The organism is Bradyrhizobium sp. USDA 223 (assembly GCF_044909005.1).
Lineage (GTDB): Bacteria > Pseudomonadota > Alphaproteobacteria > Rhizobiales > Xanthobacteraceae > Bradyrhizobium > Bradyrhizobium yuanmingense.
Genome location: NZ_JBIYDR010000001.1, coordinates 3,400,079 through 3,418,031, shown reverse-complemented (window position 1 = coordinate 3,418,031; position 17,953 = coordinate 3,400,079). Strand labels below are relative to the sequence as shown.

General features: G+C 67.1%; 16 protein-coding genes. All 16 read right to left on the bottom strand.

All coding sequences use genetic code 11. The features are described 5' to 3' along the window. Positions 1-28: 28 nt before the first annotated feature. Entirely contained in the window at positions 29-913 is an 885-nt protein-coding gene (locus tag ABIA40_RS15810; protein ID WP_404541935.1) for an amidohydrolase family protein, read from the bottom strand. Next, positions 910-2,028, bottom strand: a complete 1,119-nt coding sequence (locus tag ABIA40_RS15805; protein WP_404541932.1) for a VWA domain-containing protein — start codon at positions 2,026-2,028, stop codon at positions 910-912. The genes ABIA40_RS15810 and ABIA40_RS15805 overlap by 4 nt, the downstream gene beginning before the upstream one ends. Beyond that, a complete protein-coding gene (locus ABIA40_RS15800; RefSeq protein WP_271540785.1) occupies positions 2,025-2,906 on the bottom strand; it encodes a MoxR family ATPase in 882 nt (293 codons plus the stop codon). The genes ABIA40_RS15805 and ABIA40_RS15800 overlap by 4 nt, the downstream gene beginning before the upstream one ends. A gap of 10 nt (positions 2,907-2,916) precedes the next feature. Then, complete coding sequence (locus tag ABIA40_RS15795; RefSeq protein ID WP_036013333.1) at positions 2,917-3,939, bottom strand: xanthine dehydrogenase family protein molybdopterin-binding subunit; 1,023 nt, start codon at positions 3,937-3,939, stop codon at positions 2,917-2,919. Next, positions 3,940-5,532 (bottom strand): xanthine dehydrogenase family protein molybdopterin-binding subunit, encoded by a 1,593-nt coding sequence (locus tag ABIA40_RS15790; RefSeq protein WP_404541929.1) that lies wholly within the window; start codon positions 5,530-5,532, stop codon positions 3,940-3,942. Between the two features lie 9 nt (positions 5,533-5,541). After that, entirely contained in the window at positions 5,542-6,018 is a 477-nt protein-coding gene (locus ABIA40_RS15785) for a (2Fe-2S)-binding protein (protein WP_109144206.1), read from the bottom strand. 6 nt (positions 6,019-6,024) lie between these two features. After that, positions 6,025-6,843, bottom strand: a complete 819-nt coding sequence (locus ABIA40_RS15780) for a xanthine dehydrogenase family protein subunit M (RefSeq protein ID WP_271540782.1) — start codon at positions 6,841-6,843, stop codon at positions 6,025-6,027. Positions 6,844-6,846: 3 nt separating this feature from the next. After that, positions 6,847-7,290, bottom strand: a complete 444-nt coding sequence (locus ABIA40_RS15775) for an SRPBCC family protein (RefSeq protein WP_271540781.1) — start codon at positions 7,288-7,290, stop codon at positions 6,847-6,849. 243 nt (positions 7,291-7,533) lie between these two features. After that, a complete protein-coding gene (locus ABIA40_RS15770; protein ID WP_011086163.1) occupies positions 7,534-7,971 on the bottom strand; it encodes an SRPBCC family protein in 438 nt (145 codons plus the stop codon). Between the two features lie 11 nt (positions 7,972-7,982). Continuing rightward, positions 7,983-10,898: a flotillin domain-containing protein gene (locus ABIA40_RS15765; RefSeq protein ID WP_404541925.1), complete on the bottom strand. Its 2,916-nt coding sequence runs from the start codon at positions 10,896-10,898 to the stop codon at positions 7,983-7,985. 27 nt (positions 10,899-10,925) lie between these two features. Beyond that, a complete protein-coding gene (locus tag ABIA40_RS15760; RefSeq protein WP_271540779.1) occupies positions 10,926-11,759 on the bottom strand; it encodes a phosphoenolpyruvate hydrolase family protein in 834 nt (277 codons plus the stop codon). 3 nt (positions 11,760-11,762) lie between these two features. Then, complete coding sequence (locus ABIA40_RS15755) at positions 11,763-13,973, bottom strand: ABC transporter permease (RefSeq protein WP_404541922.1); 2,211 nt, start codon at positions 13,971-13,973, stop codon at positions 11,763-11,765. Continuing rightward, positions 13,966-14,748, bottom strand: a complete 783-nt coding sequence (locus ABIA40_RS15750; protein ID WP_404541920.1) for an ABC transporter ATP-binding protein — start codon at positions 14,746-14,748, stop codon at positions 13,966-13,968. Before ABIA40_RS15750 ends, ABIA40_RS15755 begins: the two co-directional genes overlap by 8 nt. Further along, on the bottom strand, positions 14,741-15,823 hold the full coding sequence (locus tag ABIA40_RS15745; RefSeq protein ID WP_271540777.1) for a branched-chain amino acid ABC transporter permease: 1,083 nt from the start codon (positions 15,821-15,823) through the stop codon (positions 14,741-14,743). Before ABIA40_RS15745 ends, ABIA40_RS15750 begins: the two co-directional genes overlap by 8 nt. Position 15,824: 1 nt before the next feature. Beyond that, positions 15,825-16,835 (bottom strand): branched-chain amino acid ABC transporter permease, encoded by a 1,011-nt coding sequence (locus ABIA40_RS15740; protein ID WP_404541917.1) that lies wholly within the window; start codon positions 16,833-16,835, stop codon positions 15,825-15,827. 286 nt (positions 16,836-17,121) lie between these two features. Beyond that, positions 17,122-17,946, bottom strand: coding sequence for an AraC family transcriptional regulator (locus ABIA40_RS15735; protein ID WP_157282395.1), 825 nt, complete (start codon positions 17,944-17,946; stop codon positions 17,122-17,124). Positions 17,947-17,953 lie beyond the last annotated feature (7 nt).

The following is a 17,953-nucleotide window of genomic DNA, read 5'->3' as shown; positions in this document are numbered from 1 at the left end:
GTTTCCCTCCCGTCTCGTTTCTTGTCTGTCAAAGCCGATAGACGCGCGTCGCGGTCGTCCGGAAGATCGCATCCTGCTGCTCCGCACTGAACGGGGCGGCAGCCGCGCGAAAGGCTGCGACGAGCTCGCGATAACTGGTCCATAATTTCTCGATCGGAAAATTGGAGCCGAACAGGCAGCGCTCGGCGCCGAAGATCGCGACGGTATCAGTGAGCACGGCGGCGATATGCGCGGGATCGTTGCGATGGATGAAGGTGCCGAGCCCGGACAGTTTCGAGACGACGTTCGGACAACTCGCGAGCCGGGCCATCCCGGCGCGCCAGGCCGCCCGTCCAGCCGGCGAGAGATCCTCGAGCATGCCGGCATGCTGGAGGATGAAGGTCACGCCGGGACAGGATTCGGCCAGCTGCGCAGCATCCGGCATCTGCGGCGTGAACACCTGCAAATCGAAGCTCCAGCCGTAATCGGAAAGACGTGCGACGTTGCGACGGATCGTCGGGTCGGTGCAGAGATCCGGACGCGCTGCGAAGCGATAGAGCGGGTTCTCGTGCCAATGCAGCTGCATGCGCACCCCGCGCACCAGCGGATAGCGCTTGAGGCGGTCGAGCTGCGGGCGGACGTCGTCGGCCGCGAAATTGGCGTAGGCGACGATGGCGTGCGGCCAGCCGTGTTCGTCGGCCGTGCGCTGCACCCAGGCAGCCTCCTCCTCGAAATGCTCGGGCGCCCAATTGGTCTGCACATAGACGGAACGAATGACGCCGCTGTCCTTGAGATCGTCGAGATATTCCTGGATCGGATAATCGCACCGGATTGGCTCGTACGGTCCGAAGATGCGGGACTGCATGGGGCCGGTCAGCCAGGGCAGGTCGGCCTGCCGCCAGATGTGATGATGGCCGTCGACAATATTGTTCACGCAGCTCTCCTTCCCAGTGCCAGGACGTGGGCGACGATCGATGCGCTCGACCCGCCGTCCACGAGATCGTCGACGAAGCGTTCGATCGCGACCAGCGCTTCTGTCTGCGGACGGAACGCGGGGCCTGTCGCGAGCGGCGTCAGCCAGCTCAGCCGCCACGCCCGCCGCGATAATTTCGCGACGGCGTCGCGAAGGGCGTCGGGCTCGCCGCGCTCGAGCCCGTCGGAGACGATGATCACAGCGGCGCCGCGGGCGTAGCCGCCGAACCTCGGGACCGCCAGAAACGCCTGCAGCGCGTCGCCGATCCGGGTGCCGCCGTCCCAGTCGCTGACCAGATGCGCCGCGGCGCTGAGCGCCTGCTCGCGCCGTTTCAGCCGCAGCGCGCGGGTGACACGGGTCAGCCGCGTGCCGAAGGTGAAGACCTCGACATTGGGCGCGGCCTGCACCAGCGCATGAGCAAGTTTCATATTCTCCTCGGTGCGGCTTTTCATCGAGCCGGAGACGTCGATCAGCAGTAGGACCTTCCGCGGGCGTCGCCGCCGCTTCATGTGACCGAGCCGCAGGATCTCGCCGTCGCTGCGGACAGAGTCGCGTAAAGTGCGGCGCAGGTCGGCGAAGGGGCCGCGGCGCGCCCGCATGCGGCGGTGGCCGCGCCGCCGCGGCAGGCGCCGCGGGGCCTCGCGTGCCAGCCGTCGGAGCGCATCGGTCGTGGAGAGCTGCGCGAAGCGGCGCTCGACCAGCGCCTCGGTGCGCGATGCAGTCAGGCCGGACTCGTTGGAATCGTCGGAGAGCAGGGGCTCCTCGTCGCCGCGACCTTCCTCCTGAAGGCGTACGGTCTCGTCGTCCTCGCCATTTTCGGCATGCTCGATCGCCTCGCTGCCGCGGAAATGCAAGTCGAACAGCCGATCGAAAGTGGCGCGACGTTCGGGCGGCGGGGCGAGGGTGGCGAGCGCAGATTGCCTGATGTCGTCGAGCTTGCGCGGTCCGAGCAGCGCGATCGCGGCGAGGAACGCAGTGGTCTGCTCCGGTGCAACGGCAAAGCCGTTGGCGCGCAGCAGCGCGACGAAGGAAACAAAGGTGCGGGCAGCGCGCGGGAGCTGTGGCTCGTTGCTCATGCGGTCGCCTCCGCGAGCATGGCGTCGAGCCGGGGCGCGATGAAGTGCAGGTCCTCTTCGTCCTTCAGCGCCACGCCGATCGAGCGCTTGAAGGCATCGGGCCAGCGTGCGCCGCCCTTGTTGAGGAGGGTCGCGGCCTCGGCCCAGTCGACGGCTTCGGCGATGCCGGGGGCCTTGCTCAGCGGTTCGCGCCGCAATCTCTCGACGGCCGCGACGACGGCGCGGGCCGTGGTTTCGGCGACGCTGGAGGCGCGCATCATGATGATGCGTGCCTCGCGCTCCGCCGTCGGATAATCGATCCAGTGATAGACGCAGCGGCGGCGCAAGGCCTCGTGCAGATCGCGGGTCCGGTTCGAGGTGAGCACGACGACCGGCCGCTCGGCCGCGCGGACCGTGCCACGCTCGGGAATCGAGATCTGGAAGTCGGATAGGAATTCGAGCAGGAAGGCCTCGAACTCCTGGTCGGCGCGGTCGATTTCGTCGATCAGGAGCACGGTGGAATCAGGTGCGCGCAGCGCCGCCAGCATCGGCCGCTCGATCAGGAACGTCTCGCCATAGATGTCGATGCTCTCATCGCCGGCCTGACGGATCGCAAGCATCTGGCGCGGGTAGTTCCACTCATAGAGCGCGGCAGAGGCGTCGATGCCCTCGTAGCATTGCAGGCGGATCAGGCGGCGGCCGAGCACCGCGGCGATAGCTTTGGCAGCCTCCGTCTTGCCGACGCCGGGCGCGCCTTCCAGTAGCAGTGGCTTACCGAGCGCGAGGCCGAGATAGGCGGCGGTCGCAAGGCCCTCGTCGGCGAGGTAATAGGCCGCGCGCAGCGCCTTCTCCAGCGCCTCCGGGCTGTCGATGCCGACGATGTTGCTGCGAACCGCCACGGCCGATCCTTTAGCGCCGCGCCTGCGGCCGCGCGCCGCCCTGCGCCTTGATCGCCCGCAGCACCTTTTCCGGCGTGATCGGCAGGTCGTCGATGCGAACGCCGACCGCGTTGAAGATCGCATTCGCCACTGCGGGCAGCACCGGGTTGGCGCACATTTCGCCAGGGCCTTTTCCCCCGAACGGACCGTCAGGGGCGGGACGCTCCAGCACGGCAATGTCGTGCGGGCAGATGTCGCCGGGACCGGGCATCAAATATTCGACGAAGTCGCGCGGCCCGTGGACGGGATCGGGATAGTATGGCTCAGGCGTCTCGTAGAGTGCATGGCTGACGCCCATCCAGGCGCCGCCGACCAGTTGCTGCTCGACCAGGCGCGGATTGAGCGCACGGCCGAGCTCGTAAGCCGAGTCCATCCGTACCATCGCGACCTCGCCGGTCTCGTCGTCCACCTCGACCTCGGCGACGAGGCAGGCATGGGCATAGCAGGTCGCGGGCGACATCTCGCCCGTTTCAGGGTCGACGTTGGAGAGCGGCACCAGGAAGATGCCGCGGCCCGAGATGGTCTTGCCCTGTTTGAACTGCGCGGCGATGGCGACATCCTTGGTCGAGATCGAGCGGTGCGGCGCGCCCTTGACATGGATGTTGCCGCGTCCATCGGTCTCGAGATCGGCGGCGTTGACCTCGAGCTCCTCGGCGGCGGCCTCCATCATCACGCCGCGCGCCTCGCGGGCGGCGGCCATCACGGCGTTGCCGACGCGATGGGTGCCGCGCGAAGCGAACGAGCCCATGCAATGCGGGCCGGTGTCGGAGTCCGCCGTGTCGACATAGACGTCCTCGACGGGCACCCCCAGCGTCTCCGCGCAGATCTGCCGCGTCACCGACTTCATGCCCTGGCCGAGGTCGATCGACGACAGCGCCACGGTGAACTTGCCGCTCGGGTTGGAATGCACCAGCGCCTGGCTCGGATCGCCGCCGAGATTCATGCCGATGGGATAATTGATCGACGCCATGCCGCGTCCGCGATGCCGGGTCATCTAGCGCCTCCTGGTGCCGAAGACGGAGGAGAAACGGGTCGCGCCGTGCGAAGGTGCAGCCGGGCGGGGCGGGGGAGGAGGTGGCGCCGGCGGCGGTGGCTCGCGCGGCGGCTCCCGCGTCGCGGTCACCGGCGCGCGGTCATAACTCGTGCGCTGCTGCGCAGGCGCGGCCGGCCGCGTCCGGGAATCCGTCGGTGTCGGCGGGATCACGGCGCGGCTGCCGCCGCCGTCCTTGCGCGAGGAGGCTCGCCTGAACTCGTCGCGGATCGGCCATTTGGCCTTTTCCGCCGCAACCTGGACGCACTCGATCAGTGCCGTGTTCTTGGCCTCGCGCCGATGCGCCTTCATGTCGCCGTCGCGATAGGCGTTCAGAATCCGGAACTCCATCGGGTCCATGCCGACGAGGTTTGCGAGCTTGTCCATCTGGCATTCGATGGCAAAGTCCATCGCGGTAACGCCGAAGCCGCGCATGGCCGTGGCCGGCGTGCGGTTGGTGAAGACGCAATAGACGTCGCCATAGACATTCGGGATGGTGTAGGGACCCGGCAGGTGCGCGGCGCATTTCACCGCGGCATAGCTCGACAGCCGCGTATAGGCGCCGCTGTCGAAATAGGCGCGGATCTTGCGCGCGACGATGCGGCCGTCGCGCATCACGCCGTCCTTGATGTAGATGCGTTCGGCGCCGCGCGGCGGGCCGTATTGCATCTCCTCCTCGCGGCCGAACACGTAGCGGACGGGGCGCCCTGTCAACATGGCGCCGAGGATCGCGAGCGGCTCGGTCAAGGTGTCGACCTTGCCGCCAAAGCCGCCGCCGACGGTGCCGCCGATGAAGTGGAAGGTGTTGGAGGGCACGTCGAGGATCTTGGCGCAGGTGTCGACCGAGAAGAACAGCGCCTGGGTCGAGGTGTAGACGACGTAGCGGCCGTTCGTGTCGGGCGCGGCGATGGCGCCGTTGGTTTCGGTCGGCGCGTGCTCGATCGGCGACATCTGGTAGCGCTGTTCGAGCACGTGGTCGGCGGTTGCGAGCGCGGCATCAGCGTCGCCGAAGCGCAGGCGCTGGTGGTCGTAGACGTCATGATAGATGAAGGCGTTCTTCGGATAGGTCTCGTTGACGACAGGCGCACCCGGCTTCAGCGCATCCTCGACGTCGAAAACGGTCGGCAGCGGCTCGTAGTCGATCTTGACCTTTGCGATCGCCTCGAACGCCTCGCGCTCGCTGTCGGCGACGATGGCGAGGATCGGCTCGCCCTTGTAGCGGACCTTGTCGACCGCCAGGGACGGCTCGTCGTCCTTGCCGAAGTTGATCAGGCTGAGCAGCGTGTTGAGGTTGCGTGGCACGTCCGCGCCGCGGATGATCCGGCGCACGCCGGCCGAGCGCTCGGCCTCGGTGGTATCGATGCGGCGCAGCCTTGCATGGGCCTGGGTCGACCGAACGACCTTCAGGTGCAGCATGCCCTGCAGCTTGTGGTCGTTGAAATAGCTGGACGTGCCCGTGATGTGGCCGAGCATGTCCTGCCGCTGCGTGCCCTTGCCGATTTCCTTCAAATTATCGTCACGCTCGTCGGCGAAGATGTCCTTGCGCAGTTCCAGCATGGTCTGACCTCAGGCGCTGGCCCGGCCGCCAGCGGCGGCGAGGATGGCATTGATGATGGGCTCGTAGCCGGTGCAACGGCAGATGTTGCCGGAGATCGCCTCGATCACCTCAGTCCGGCTCGGGGCGGGATTGCGGTCGAGGAGCGCCTTTGCGGCCATCAGCATGCCCGGCGTGCAATAGCCGCACTGGGCGGCGAAATTGTCGGCGAAGGCGCGCTGCAGCGGATGCAGGTTCGGGCCTTGCTTCATACCGTCGAGCGTTTCGACCGAGCGGCCCGCGACGGTCTCGGCGAGAGTCAGGCAGGAGAGGTGAAGCTCGCCGTCGATCAGGACGCTGCAGGTGCCGCAGCCACCCTGGCCGCAGCCGAATTTCGGCGTCATGTCGCCGATCAGCTCGCGCAGCGCGACGAGCAGATTGGTGCCGCCGTCGACGAAGATCGCGACGTCGCGGCCGTTGTGGCGAAACTGCAGGGGGATCTTTGTCATGGCGAGCTATTCCTGTCCCGACAGCAGGCGCCGCAAATGCACGCCGACGATCTCGCGGCGGTACCAGGCGCTGCCGAGCGCGTTGTCTGAGGGCGTTGTTCCTTCTGTAGCCGCCGAAGCAGCAGCTGCGATGGTCGCAGCATCCAACGAGCGGCCCTCCAGCGCGCGCTCGGCGGCGCGAGCGCGGATCTGGGTCGGCGCCATCGAGCCCAGCGCAATCCGCGCACCCGCGATCCGTCCGCCGCTGACCGGCAGATGCGCGGCAAGTGTAATCACCGAGCCGCCCTTCGGCTTGATGCGCGCGATCTTGCGATAACGAAACGCCTCGCTGCTTGCCGGCCGCGTGCAGGACACCGACAGCACCAACGTCCCTACCTGGCGCTCGCGCCCCTGCAAAAACTCCTCGATCGGAATATCGCGCGAGCCGAAGCCGCCTTGAACCGCAATGGTGGCGTCGAGCGCCAGCAGCGCCACGGTGAAATCGCCGTAAGGGTTCGGCGCGAACAGATTGCCACCGATTGTGCCCATATTGCGCACGGCGGGACCGCCGATCGAGCGGGCAGGGGCATGCAGGAAGGCGAGGTCGCGCTCGGCGAGCACGCGCGCGAAGGTGACGCCGGCACCGAGCGTGATGCGCGGGCCTGAGGCATCGATCCGGGTCAGCGCCTGGTCATGCGCCCGGACGATCGTCGAGATCGACACGTCGCCTTCGTTCAGCGCGCGCATCACCAGCGTGCCGCCGCCGAGATAGCGCGCGCTCCGGTCCGACGACAGCGCGCCAGCCGCCTCGCTCGCATTCGCAAAGGTTTTTACCGTCACGGCCATGGCTTAAGCGGCCTCCTTCAGATGGCGGCGGATCGCTTCGAATCCGGCCTGATAGATGTCTTCGGCGACCATGTGGGTGATGCGGTCCTTGTCCTCCGGCTTCGTCGTGAAACGCGATTCCCAGTGCCAGAAGGTGCGGTCGCCGTCGGTCACCGGCAGCAGCCGGACATGGGCGACGTAATTGAACATCGGGACCGGCGTATCGAGCAGGCAATAGCTGAAGGTCTGCTCGAGATCGGACAGTGCCAGCAGCTGCTCGCGCAGCTCCGAGCCGTCCTTCAGCTTGAATCGCCGGACGCAGCCGATCTTGTCGGAAGACTGCGCGCGTTCGATCGCGGAGGTCGCCACCGCCGGATGCCAGCGATCGTGACCGTTGAAATCGCGCAGCACGTCCCACACCGCCTCGGTCGGTGCGTCCAGGATCGTGCTTTTGACGATATGCGGCACGGCTAGCCCTCTGTTGTTCTCTTCACCTCGCCCCGCTTGCGGGGAGAGGCATAGGCCGCCTGCGGCGGCCGTTTTGAAGGACGCCGAAGCAAGGCTTCGGCGCTGGCGAAGCGCCGGGTGAGGGGGAGTCTCCGCGAGTCCAACTGCCTCCGTCCCCGGAGAGGCTCCCCCTCACCCCAACCCTCTCCCCGCAAGCGGGGAGAGGGGGCGCAGTGTGCCTTGATCGAAACAGGTCGGATCACGTCAGCCTCCGAACACGCGCTTCAGGGCGTCGAAGCCGCCCTGGAACACGCCGCCGCCGATGTTGTTGACGAGCTCGGTCTCCCGTTCCGGCGCGCAGTCGAATTCGGCGGTCCATTCCATGAACGTCTGGTCGCCGTCGGTGACGGGTGTCAGGCGCAGGGTGGCGACGTAGTTCTCGACGCCCATCGGCGATTCCAGGATCGAGTAGGTGCAGAACATGTCGTAGTCGGAGAGGCCGAGCAGCTTCTCGCGGATGCGGTCGCCATTGCGCAGCCGGAAATCCCTGACGCAGCCGATCTTGTCGGAGGGCTCGCCGCCCTCGATCCGGCTTTCGGCGATGGCAGGATGCCAGTTCGGCAGGCCATTGAAATCGCGCACCCGCGCCCAGACGCGATCGTTGCGGGCGTTGACGACGGTGGAGACGTAGACGCGGGCCATCGCTTAAGACCTCAGCTCTTCTTCCGCGGCCCGCGCTCGGCCGGTGGCTCGCCGCCCTCGGCCGCAGGCGGGGAGGCTGCCGGCTTGTCGCCACCGCTCCCGCCGCCACCGCTCTTGCGCGCGGCCTCCTTGATGCCCTGCATGTCGCGGGCCTCGCGGATCAGGCCGGGCATCTTGGCGAGGCTGCCGCCTTCGACGCCGATGTCGGACAGGATGGAGTCGATCAGCGGCGCCTGGACGCGATAACGCAGGGCCGAGTCGATCACCTCGTCGGTGGCGCTGCGACCGCCATTGCCGTTGCCATGGCCGTTGCCGTTGAGGCCGTCGACCTGGAGGATGCGGATGCCCTCGATCTTCTCCATCGGCTTGACGCTCTCGCGCACGATGCCTTCGATGCGGTCGAGCAGCTTTCTGCGGAACAGCGAGTAGCGCGCCTGGTCGGTCAGCACGTTCTCGGCCTCGTTCAGCATGCGTTGAGCTTCGGCCTCGACCGCGGCGCGCACGCGCTCGGCCTCGGCGGCGATGCGGGTCTCCTCCGCCTGTTTCTCCGCCAGCAGGACCTCGACAGTCTTGCGCCGCTTGGCGATCTCGCTCTCGCGGGCGGTGACGACGCGCTCGGCGGCTTCGGTCGCCCGGATCCGCGCCTCCTCGGCGGCGGCGCGCGCGGCCGACTCCTCCAGCGACTTCTGATGGATGGCGATGGCCTTCTCCATCAGCACCGTCTCGACGTCCTTCTCGCGATTGACCTCGAGCTTGCGCAGCTCGCGCTCGCGGCCGATGCGGGCCTCGTCGAGGCCGCGATCGGACGCGATGCGGGCGCGCTCGACTTCCTCACGGGAGGCGATCTCGGCTTCCTGCAGGGACTGCACGCGGGCGACCTCGAGCTGCTCGATGGCACGGCGACGCTCGATGCGAGCGGCTTCCAGGGCTTGCTCGCGCGAGACGTCGGTGGTCTCGACCTCCTTGCGGGCGACGATCTCGGCCTGCTTGACCTGGCGATCGGCATCGATCCGCTCGGACTTCTTGGTCGACAGCGCGATGACGCGGTCCTCGTCGGCGATCTCGATCGCCTTCTTCTGCTCGATATTGAGCACCTCGCGCTTTTTGGAGGCATTGATGCGCTCGGCCTCGAGCGCCAGGTCGACCGTGATGCGCTGCCGCTCGATGGCGTCGCGCCGCTTCAGCTCGGCGGCATCCAGGATCCCGGTCCGTTCGATCTCAAGCGCGCGCGTTTCACGCTCGGCCTGGATGCGCTCGGCCGCAACCGCCTTTTCCTGGGCGATGCGGGCCGCCTCGATCGCCTCGCGCGAGGCGATGTCGGCTTCCTCGACGGCGCGGTTGCGGGCGATCTCTAGCGAGCGCACGCGCTCCTCCTGGGCGATGCGCGAAGCTTCCGTGGTCTCGCGCGCGACGATGCCGGCGACGTCGAGCGCCTGGTTGCGCTCGATCTCCAGCTGCCGCGTGCTCTGCTCGGCGGCGATGCGCTCGGCAGCGAGCGTCCGCTCCCGCGCAATGCGGGCCGCCTCGACCGCGCGCTGGGCCTCGATTTCGGCCTCCTGGATGGTTCGCACCTGCTGGATCTCCAGTGCGCGGGTCCGCTCGTCGGAGGAGATGCGTTCGACATTGACGATCAACGTCTGGGCGATGCGGGCCTTTTCGGTGGCCTCGCGTGCGGCAATCTCGGCCTCGTCGACCGCGCGCGTCCGCTCGATCTCGCGGCGGCGTGTCTCCTCTTCATTGGCGATGCGGGCATCGGTGACGACGCGGTCCTGCTGGATGCGGGCCTTTTCGATGGCCTCGCGGGCGGCGATCTCGGCTTCCTCGACCGTGCGCATCCGCTCGATCTCGCGCTGGCGCACTTCGCGTTCGGACGCGATGCGGGTGGTGTCGATCGAGCGCTGGTTGGCGATCCGGGTCTTCTCGATCTCCTCGCGCGCCAGCAGCTCCTTCTCCTCGATGGTGCGGGTCCGCTCGATCTCCTTCTGGCGGGTCTCGCGCTCGGAGGCGATGCGGGCCTCTGCAATCGCCTGCTCATTGGCGATGCGGGCGCGCTCGATGGCCTCGCGGGCGGAAATCTGCGCCTGCTCGGCCTCGGTCTCGCGCAGGGCCCGCTCGCGCGCGACTTCGGTGCGCTGAAGCGCACGGCGCATCTCGATGTCACGTTCCTGCTCAAGGCGCGCGGTCTCGCTCTCGCGCTCGATCTCCAGCGCCTGCCGTTCGGCCTCGAGGTTGCGGGAGCGGATCTTGATCATCGAATCCTGCTCGATGTCGTTGCGCAGCTTCCGCCTGGCCTCGATGTCCTCCATCAAGCGGGTCAGGCCTTCGGCGTCGAAACGGTTCGAAGGGTTGAAGAACTCGAGGTCTGTCTGGTCAAGATCGGTGATCGCGACCGATTCCAGCTCGAGGCCGTTCTGGGCGAGAGCTTCCGCCGCTTCGGTCTTGACCCGCGCGACGTAGTCGCCGCGACGCTCGTGCATTTCCTCCATGGTCATCTCGGAGGCGACCGAGCGGATCGCGGAGATGAACTTGCCGGCCAGCAGTGCGTGGAGCTGCCCGGGTTCCAGGGTGCGGCGGCCGAGTGTCGCCGCGGCGATCGACACGGCTTCCCGGGTCGGCTGCACGCGGACATAGAAGTCGGCTTCGATGTCGACGCGCATGCGGTCGCGGGTGATCACGGCATCCTGCTTCGAGCGCACGATGCCCATCGGCAAGACGTTCATGTTGACAGGCGTGTAGTCGTGGATGAACGGCAGCACGAAGGCGCCGCCATTGATCACCACGCGTTCGCCGAGGAATCCGGTGCGGACGAACGATGTCTCCTTGGAGGAGCGGTGGTACAGCCAGTTCACGATATAGACGCCAACCACGATCACGATGATCGCGACGATCAGCCAGAGGATCAATTCACCGACCAACATCCCTGACATCTTTCCCTCCCTCGAACTCTTCAGGCGTTATCGTGCGCCGATCGCCTTGAATTGCCGCACTTGTTCCGTCAGCGCCCGCTCCACCGGCAGCCGCTCCATCGAGGACGCCCCGTAGAAGCCGTGGCAATGACGGGTATTCTTCATGATAAAGTCCGCGTCGGCGGGATCGGCGATCGGCCCGCCATGCGCCAGCACCAGGATGTCCGGATTGACGCTGAGCGCGGCGGTCGCCCAGGTGTCGATCTGCGCCGGGCAGTCCTTGAGCTTCGGCGCGGTCTGCGCACCGATCGTGCCGCCGGTCGTCAGGCCCATGTGGCAGACGATGATGTCGGCGCCGGCGATCGCCATCGCCGCGGCTTCCTTTTCGCTGAACACGTAGGGCGTCGTCAGCATGTCCTTGTCGTGCGCCTTGGCGATCATGTCGATCTCGAGCGCATAGGACATGCCGGTCTCTTCGAGATTGGCGCGGAAGGTGCCGTCGATCAGGCCGACGGTCGGAAAATTCTGGACACCGGCAAATCCGAGCGCCTTCAGCTGGTCGAGAAAGACGTCCATGTCGCGGAAGGGATCGGTGCCATTGACGCCCGCAAGCACCGGGGTCTGGCCGACCACGGGGAGCACCTCGTTCGCCATTTCCAGCACGATGGCGTTGGCATCGCCATACGCCATCAGGCCCGCCAGCGAACCGCGCCCGGCCATGCGGTAGCGGCCGGAATTGTAGATGACGATGAGGTCGACGCCGCCGGCTTCCTCACATTTGGCTGAGAGCCCGGTGCCGGCCCCGCCGCCGACGATCGGCTCGCCGCGCTTTGCCATGTCGCGAAACCTTTTCAGCAGCGCCGCGCGTTCAAACCTGGCCATCGGTCACCTCGCGAGTCTCCGCCGCACCCCGGTGCGCCCGAACAGGGTTCGGAACGCACCGACGATGGCGGCGGCGAAATCGGGATCGTTGATGTTCTTAGGGATGCGAATGAGCTGGCGGTTGCCGGTCTGCCGCACGGTGCGCTCCAGCGTGCGGAACAGCGCGGCATCGGCATCCGGATCCCAGAACGGCTGGCCGAGCGCGTCGAGCGCGGAGACGCCGCCCTCGGGCATGAAGAAACGCACCGGGCCGTCCATCTGGTTGAGCCGCTCGCCGATCCAGCGGCCCATGCGCTCGTTCTCTTCCACCGTCGTCCGCATCAACGTCACCTGCGGATTGTGGACGTGGAATTTGCGGCCGCGATAGCGCTCGGGAATGGTGTCGGGCGCGCCGAAATTGACCATGTCGAGTGCGCCGACCGAGCCGACATAGGGCAGGCGGCTGCCGATGATCGCGCCAAAGCGGTCCTCGGTCGCCGGAAACACGCCGCCCATCAAGAGGTCGCAGACCTCGGTCGTGGTGAGGTCGATCACGCCGGCGAGCTGGCCGGACTCCACGAGCTTCTCCATCGAGCGTCCGCCGACGCCGGTGGCATGGAAGACCAGGCACTCGAAATCGTCGCGCAGGTCGGCGGCGATCTTCTGCACGGCCGGCGTGGTGACGCCGAACATGGTGATGCCGATTGCGGGCAGCCCGCCGGCCTCTCGCGCCGTTGCGGCACGCGTGTCGAGCCGCGCCTTGACCATGCCGGCGAGCGCATTGGCCCCGTTGGCGAGCACCGCGCGCGAGATCGAGTTCAGTCCCTGCACGTCGGTGACCGAGTACATCATCGTGATGTCGGCCGGGCCGACATAGGGCCCGACATCGCCTGATGCGACGGAGGAAATGATCAGCTTGGGCACGCCGACGGGCAGGGCGCGCATGCCGGGGGCGACCAGCGAGGCCGCGCCCGAGCCTCCGGCGGAGATCACGCCGGCGACATTGCCCTGGCGCCGCAGCCAGTTGGCAAACGCATCCGCCATTGCTGTCACGGCGGCACCACGGTCGGTGCCGAATACGGCGGAGCCGCCGCGGCCGTGGTTCAGGGCGATCTCCTGCGCCGAGACATCGCAGGATGAATGCTTGCCGCTGGTCGAGACGTCGACCAGCCGCGTCCGCAGGCCGCTTTCGGCTATTATGTCGCGGATGTAGCGCAGCTCCTGGCCCTTGGTATCGAGCGTGCCGACGACCAGCACCACTGGCGGGCCCGAAGCCTGCGTCGCCACCGGTTCGCGCTTGCGCCGCGCGGTCTCGTCGAGCCGCGCGACTTGCGTCGAGAGCGTCCGCGCGGCGGCCTCGATGCGGGCGATCGGCACCGGTTGCGACCATCGCGTCGGCAGCGTCGGGTTGGAGATGTAGATGCGGACCGGTCCGTCGCGGCGTGGCGCCGGCGCGGGTTTCGCCTCAGTGCCGGATGTGGCGATGTCGATATCCGGTTCGAGCTCCGCATGAAGCCCGACGCCGAGCAGGCGCTGCTGGAGCTCGCGGTCCGCGGCAAGGCGCGCGGAGTCGATGATGCGGTTGATGCGGCCGTTGACCATGATCGCGACGTTGCGCGAGATCGCGGTGGCGACGCCGATGTTTTGCTCGATGACGAGCACGGACATGTCACCGTCTTCGCCCAGCCGCAGCAGCATCTCCTCGACCTGCGCGACGATGACGGGCGCGAGGCCTTCGGTCGGCTCGTCCATGATGAGCAAATGCGGGTTGGTGAGCAGCGCGCGCGAGATCGCCAGCATCTGCTGCTCGCCGCCGGAGAGCTGACCGCCGCCGTGGCCCTTGCGCTCGGCGAGGCGCGGGAATGTGTCGTAGATCCGCTCGACGGTCCAGGCGCCCGAACGCAGGCCGCCGGCGAGCTGCAGATGCTCGTCGACGCTGAGCGAGCGCCAGAGACGGCGTCCCTGCGGCACGTAGCCGACGCCGAGCCGGGCGATCTGGGCCGGCGGCCGGCGCGTGACATCCTCGCCGCGGACGCGAATCGAGCCGCCGCTCACGCCGACCAGTCCCATGATCGCCTTGCACAGCGTGGTCTTGCCCATGCCGTTGCGGCCGACGACGGAGAACACGCCGCTGTCCAATGTGAGATCAACGCCTTGCAGCGCATGCGAGTGGCCGTAGTAGACGTCGAGGCCGCGAACCTCGAGCGCCGGATTGCTGCGGCGGAGCTCATTCATGGCCGCCCCCGAGATAGAGCTCCTGCACCTCGGGGTCGGACTGGATCTCCTCCGGCAGGCCTTCCTTGAAGACGCGGCCGTTGTGCATCATCGTAACGCTCTCGACGACGCGCAGCGCAACGTCCATGTCGTGCTCGATGATGATGTAGCCGATATGGGCCGGCAGGGAGGTCAGGATCTCGATCAGCTCGGCTCGCTCCGTGGGCGACAGGCCCGCGGCCGGCTCGTCGAACAGCACGAAGCGCGGGGCGCCCGCGAGCGCCAGCGCGATCTCGAGCTGGCGCTGCTGGCCGTGGGCGAGCTCGGCCACGCGCTGGTCCTTCACGGCGGAGAGATGCACGGCCTGCACCAGGTTGTCAGCCGCATGCATCAGCGCATCGTTCTGCCCCGGACACAGGAACGAGAAGCGCCCGCGCGAGACGCCGCGGCAGGCGAGATAGACGTTGTCCTGCACGGTGAGGCCCGGGAACAGCGCCGAAATCTGGTAGGTGCGGCGCAGCCCGCGGCGGATGCGCTCATAGGGCGGGAAATGCGTCACGTCCTCGCCGAAGAAGCGGATGGTGCCGGAGGAGGGCGGGAAGTCGCCCGTGATGCAGTTGAACAGCGTGGTCTTGCCGGCACCGTTCGAGCCGAGCACGGCGCGCCGCTCGCCCGGCCGCACGGTGATGGTGACGTCGGTCAACGCGGCGAGCGCGCCGAACAGCCGCGTCACGCCGCGCAGCTCGAGCGCTGCGCCGGCACCGACGGCGGAGAGGCGTTGGGCGACGCTATCCATGGCCGCGCCCTCCACCGGAGCGGCTCGCCTCGCGCCGTTGATGCTGACGCCAGCGCTGCCACAGGCCGATGACGCCGTCCGAGGACCAGAATACGATGGCGAGGAAGCCGAGTCCGATCAGCAGGCGGAATCGGTTGCCGTCGAGTCCGAGCCGGACCAGGAAGTCGAGCGCGAAGGTCCGCAGCAGCACGAAGATCAGTGCGCCGATGAAGGGCCCGATCGGGCGGGTGATGCCGCCGACGACGGCGATGATCAGGACGTCGATGCACGCGCCGACGCTGACCGAACCCGGCGAGATCTGGCGATAGTTCCAGACTTGGAGCACGCCGGCCAGCGCGGCGACGAAAGATGCGAAAGCATAGGCTGCGACGCGGTGCGCATTGACGTTGAAGCCGAGCGCCGCCATGCGCCGCGGATTGTCGCGCACACCCTGGAGCGCCAGGCCGAACGGCGCCCGCGAGAGGTATTCGACCGCGAAATAGCAGAGCGCGGCGACCGCGAGCACGATGTAATAGAAGGGAATGTCGGCGCGCCAGTTCACGCCCCAGAAGTGCGGCGTGGCCACCGTGTTGATGCCGGTATGACCGTTGAAGATCGCCCAGTTCTGGTTGGTGAAATAGTAGAAGGCCGCTCCGATCGCGAGCGTGATCATGATAGTGTAGATGCCTTCGGTCCGGACCGCGAGCGCGCCGCCGAGCGTGCCGAAGGCGGTCGCCAGCGCCAGCGCCATCGGCACCGCGAGCCACCAAGGCCAGCCCAGGCTGATATTCGGATTGCCGCTGACGCCGAACACCGCGACCATGTAGGCCGAGAAGCCCGCGATGGTGAGCTGCATCAGGCTGACCATGCCGCCATAGCCGGCGAGGAACATCAGGCTCAGCGCCACGGTGCCGAGGATCAGCGTGGTCGCGAAGATCTCGATCAGAAAAAAGCTGCTCGCGATCAGCGGCATGATCAGGAGAATGGCCGCGACGGCCCAGGCAGCGGGGTTGTTGATCTCCGGCCATGTCCGGGCGGGGGGCTGCGCCTTGGTGGCGCGGCCTAGGGCAACTGGGGCATCGTGGGCGAGCGACATCTCAGCGCCTCGCCAATAGGCCTTGCGGCCTGATCGCCAGCACCAGCACCATGATCAGGAAGGTCACGACGATGGCGTAGGTCGGGATGTAGACCGAGCCGAGCTGCTCGGCGAGGCCGATGATCAGCGCGCCGAGCGCGGCGCCCGGGATCGAGCCCATGCCGCCCACGATCACAACCACGAGGGACGCCAGCAGGAAACGGATGTCTTCGCCGGGCGACAATGACTGGAAGGTGCCGCCGACGACGCCGGCGATGCCGGCAAGCCCCGCGCCGAAGGCGAACACGCCGACGAAGACGAGCTGGATGCGCACGCCCGTCGCGGCGAGAATATCGCGGTCGTCCACGCCGGCGCGGATGATCATGCCGATCCGGGTGCGGTTGAGCGCGAGCCACATCGCGACGCCGATCACCACGGAGGCCACGAAGATCACGAGCCTGACGAGTGGATATCTGAGGTAGACCGGATCGCCCGAGGATTTGATCGCAGTCACCAGCGGCAGCTCGATGGGACCGATCAGCCATTTCGGGGTCTGGATCTGGTAGAAGTCGCCCCCGCAGGCCCACAGCATGAGATCGGCAAACACGATCGAGAGCCCGATCGTCACCATGGTTTGCCTGAGATCCTGGCCCTCCATCCGGCGGAACACGATCACCTGCAGCAGCACGCCGACGACAGCGGTCAGGATGAAGGCGACGACGAAGCCGAGGATCCAGGAGCCGGTCGATGAGCTGATGGCGTAGCCGATATAGCCGCCGAACAGATAGAGCGAGCCGTGCGCGAGGTTGACGTTGCGCATCAGGCCGAAGATCAGCGTGAAGCCGCTGGCGACCAGGAAGTAGAGGCCGCCAAGCGTGATGCCATTGAACACCGCGTTGAGGAAGACGCGCTTGCGGCCGATCGCCTCTTCCAGCCCCGGCGGCCAGACTGCGAAGATCAGCCAGAGCGCGACCGCAATCGCGATGATCGTAATCAGCGCCCAGGCCGGATGGCGTTCGACGAAGCGGCTCATGGCTTCACCTCGCCCCGCTTGCTGGGAGAGGTCGGCGCGTAGCGCCGGGCGAGGGAGACTCTCCGCGAGTCAAACTGCCGCCGCACTTGCGGAGACTCCTCCTCACCCAGACCCTCTCCCCGCAAGTGGGGCGAGGGGGCATGCAAGCCGTTGCCGGCTGCTGGCCCTGCCATGAGCGAACGTCCTCCCGTCACGCGCGATCCTCTTTTCCGGGATCGCGTTGCCGGCATCCTAGCCAAGCGGCGAGGGCGACGTTTGATCGTGAGTATCTTTTCGTGGCCTGCGCTCAGGCGCGCAAAACCTTGGCGGCGCGACGATAATCGGTCGGGGCCATCCCGACATTGGCGGCAAAAAAGCGCGTGAAACCGCTCTGCGAGGAGAAGCCGAGATCGAAGCCGATGTCGGCGATCGGTGTCTCGCTCGCCACCAGCGCTTCGAGCGCCTGTTCCATGATCAGCGTGTTGAGGTAGAGGTTTGGCGTGACGCCGGTCTGCACGCGGAACAGGCGGTAGAAATGCGGTCGCGACAGGCCGGATTCGCGCGCGATGGTGTCGAGCTCGATTTCAGCGCCGGGGCTCTCCGACATCATCTTGATGCACTTGCGGACGCGAAAATCGGTGACGCCGCCTGCGCGCGGATCGCGCGCGATCTCGGCCTGCTGCCAGCTTTCGTCGTAGCAGATGTCGATCAGTCGCCTCAGCTCGGAATCGAGACTGGAGAGCGATGGTGCGCCGCACACGAGCGCGGCGGTCCGCCTGATGTGCTTGTCGAGTGCTGGCGTGCGCTTGAACTGGGTGCGGCCGAAGCGCAACCGGTCGGAACCGGAGGCATCCGGCGCAAACCATTCGGCGTTGACGTAGAGCACGAAGAAGATGGCGCCGCCGTCAAGATCGGTCGGCAGAAAGTTGTGCGGCTCCCAGGGATTGACGGCGACGACCGACGTCTCGGTGAGATCGTAATGCCCGTCGGAGACGTCGATGCATGCCGACATGCCGCCGACATGGAAGATCAGATGACCTTCGCGATGGGCGTGGATATTGAAAGGCCGGTTCAACTGATAAACCGTCGCCCGGCCGAAGCGGCCGTGGAAGACGGCGAGCGCACGGCTCATGCCTTCC

Excerpts from the sequence above, each read along its gene's own strand:
- ABIA40_RS15805 (WP_404541932.1), bottom strand. The coding sequence starts at position 2,028 with ATGAGCAACGAGCCACAGCTCCCGCGCGCTGCCCGCACCTTTGTTTCC.
- ABIA40_RS15795 (WP_036013333.1), bottom strand. The coding sequence starts at position 3,939 with ATGACCCGGCATCGCGGACGCGGCATGGCGTCGATCAATTATCCCATC.
- ABIA40_RS15790 (WP_404541929.1), bottom strand. The coding sequence starts at position 5,532 with ATGCTGGAACTGCGCAAGGACATCTTCGCCGACGAGCGTGACGATAAT.
- ABIA40_RS15785 (WP_109144206.1), bottom strand. The coding sequence starts at position 6,018 with ATGACAAAGATCCCCCTGCAGTTTCGCCACAACGGCCGCGACGTCGCG.
- ABIA40_RS15780 (WP_271540782.1), bottom strand. The coding sequence starts at position 6,843 with ATGGCCGTGACGGTAAAAACCTTTGCGAATGCGAGCGAGGCGGCTGGC.
- ABIA40_RS15770 (WP_011086163.1), bottom strand. The coding sequence starts at position 7,971 with ATGGCCCGCGTCTACGTCTCCACCGTCGTCAACGCCCGCAACGATCGC.
- ABIA40_RS15765 (WP_404541925.1), bottom strand. The coding sequence starts at position 10,898 with ATGTCAGGGATGTTGGTCGGTGAATTGATCCTCTGGCTGATCGTCGCG.
- ABIA40_RS15760 (WP_271540779.1), bottom strand. The coding sequence starts at position 11,759 with ATGGCCAGGTTTGAACGCGCGGCGCTGCTGAAAAGGTTTCGCGACATG.
- ABIA40_RS15755 (WP_404541922.1), bottom strand. The coding sequence starts at position 13,973 with ATGAATGAGCTCCGCCGCAGCAATCCGGCGCTCGAGGTTCGCGGCCTC.
- ABIA40_RS15750 (WP_404541920.1), bottom strand. The coding sequence starts at position 14,748 with ATGGATAGCGTCGCCCAACGCCTCTCCGCCGTCGGTGCCGGCGCAGCG.
- ABIA40_RS15745 (WP_271540777.1), bottom strand. The coding sequence starts at position 15,823 with ATGTCGCTCGCCCACGATGCCCCAGTTGCCCTAGGCCGCGCCACCAAG.
- ABIA40_RS15740 (WP_404541917.1), bottom strand. The coding sequence starts at position 16,835 with ATGAGCCGCTTCGTCGAACGCCATCCGGCCTGGGCGCTGATTACGATC.
- ABIA40_RS15735 (WP_157282395.1), bottom strand. The coding sequence starts at position 17,946 with ATGAGCCGTGCGCTCGCCGTCTTCCACGGCCGCTTCGGCCGGGCGACG.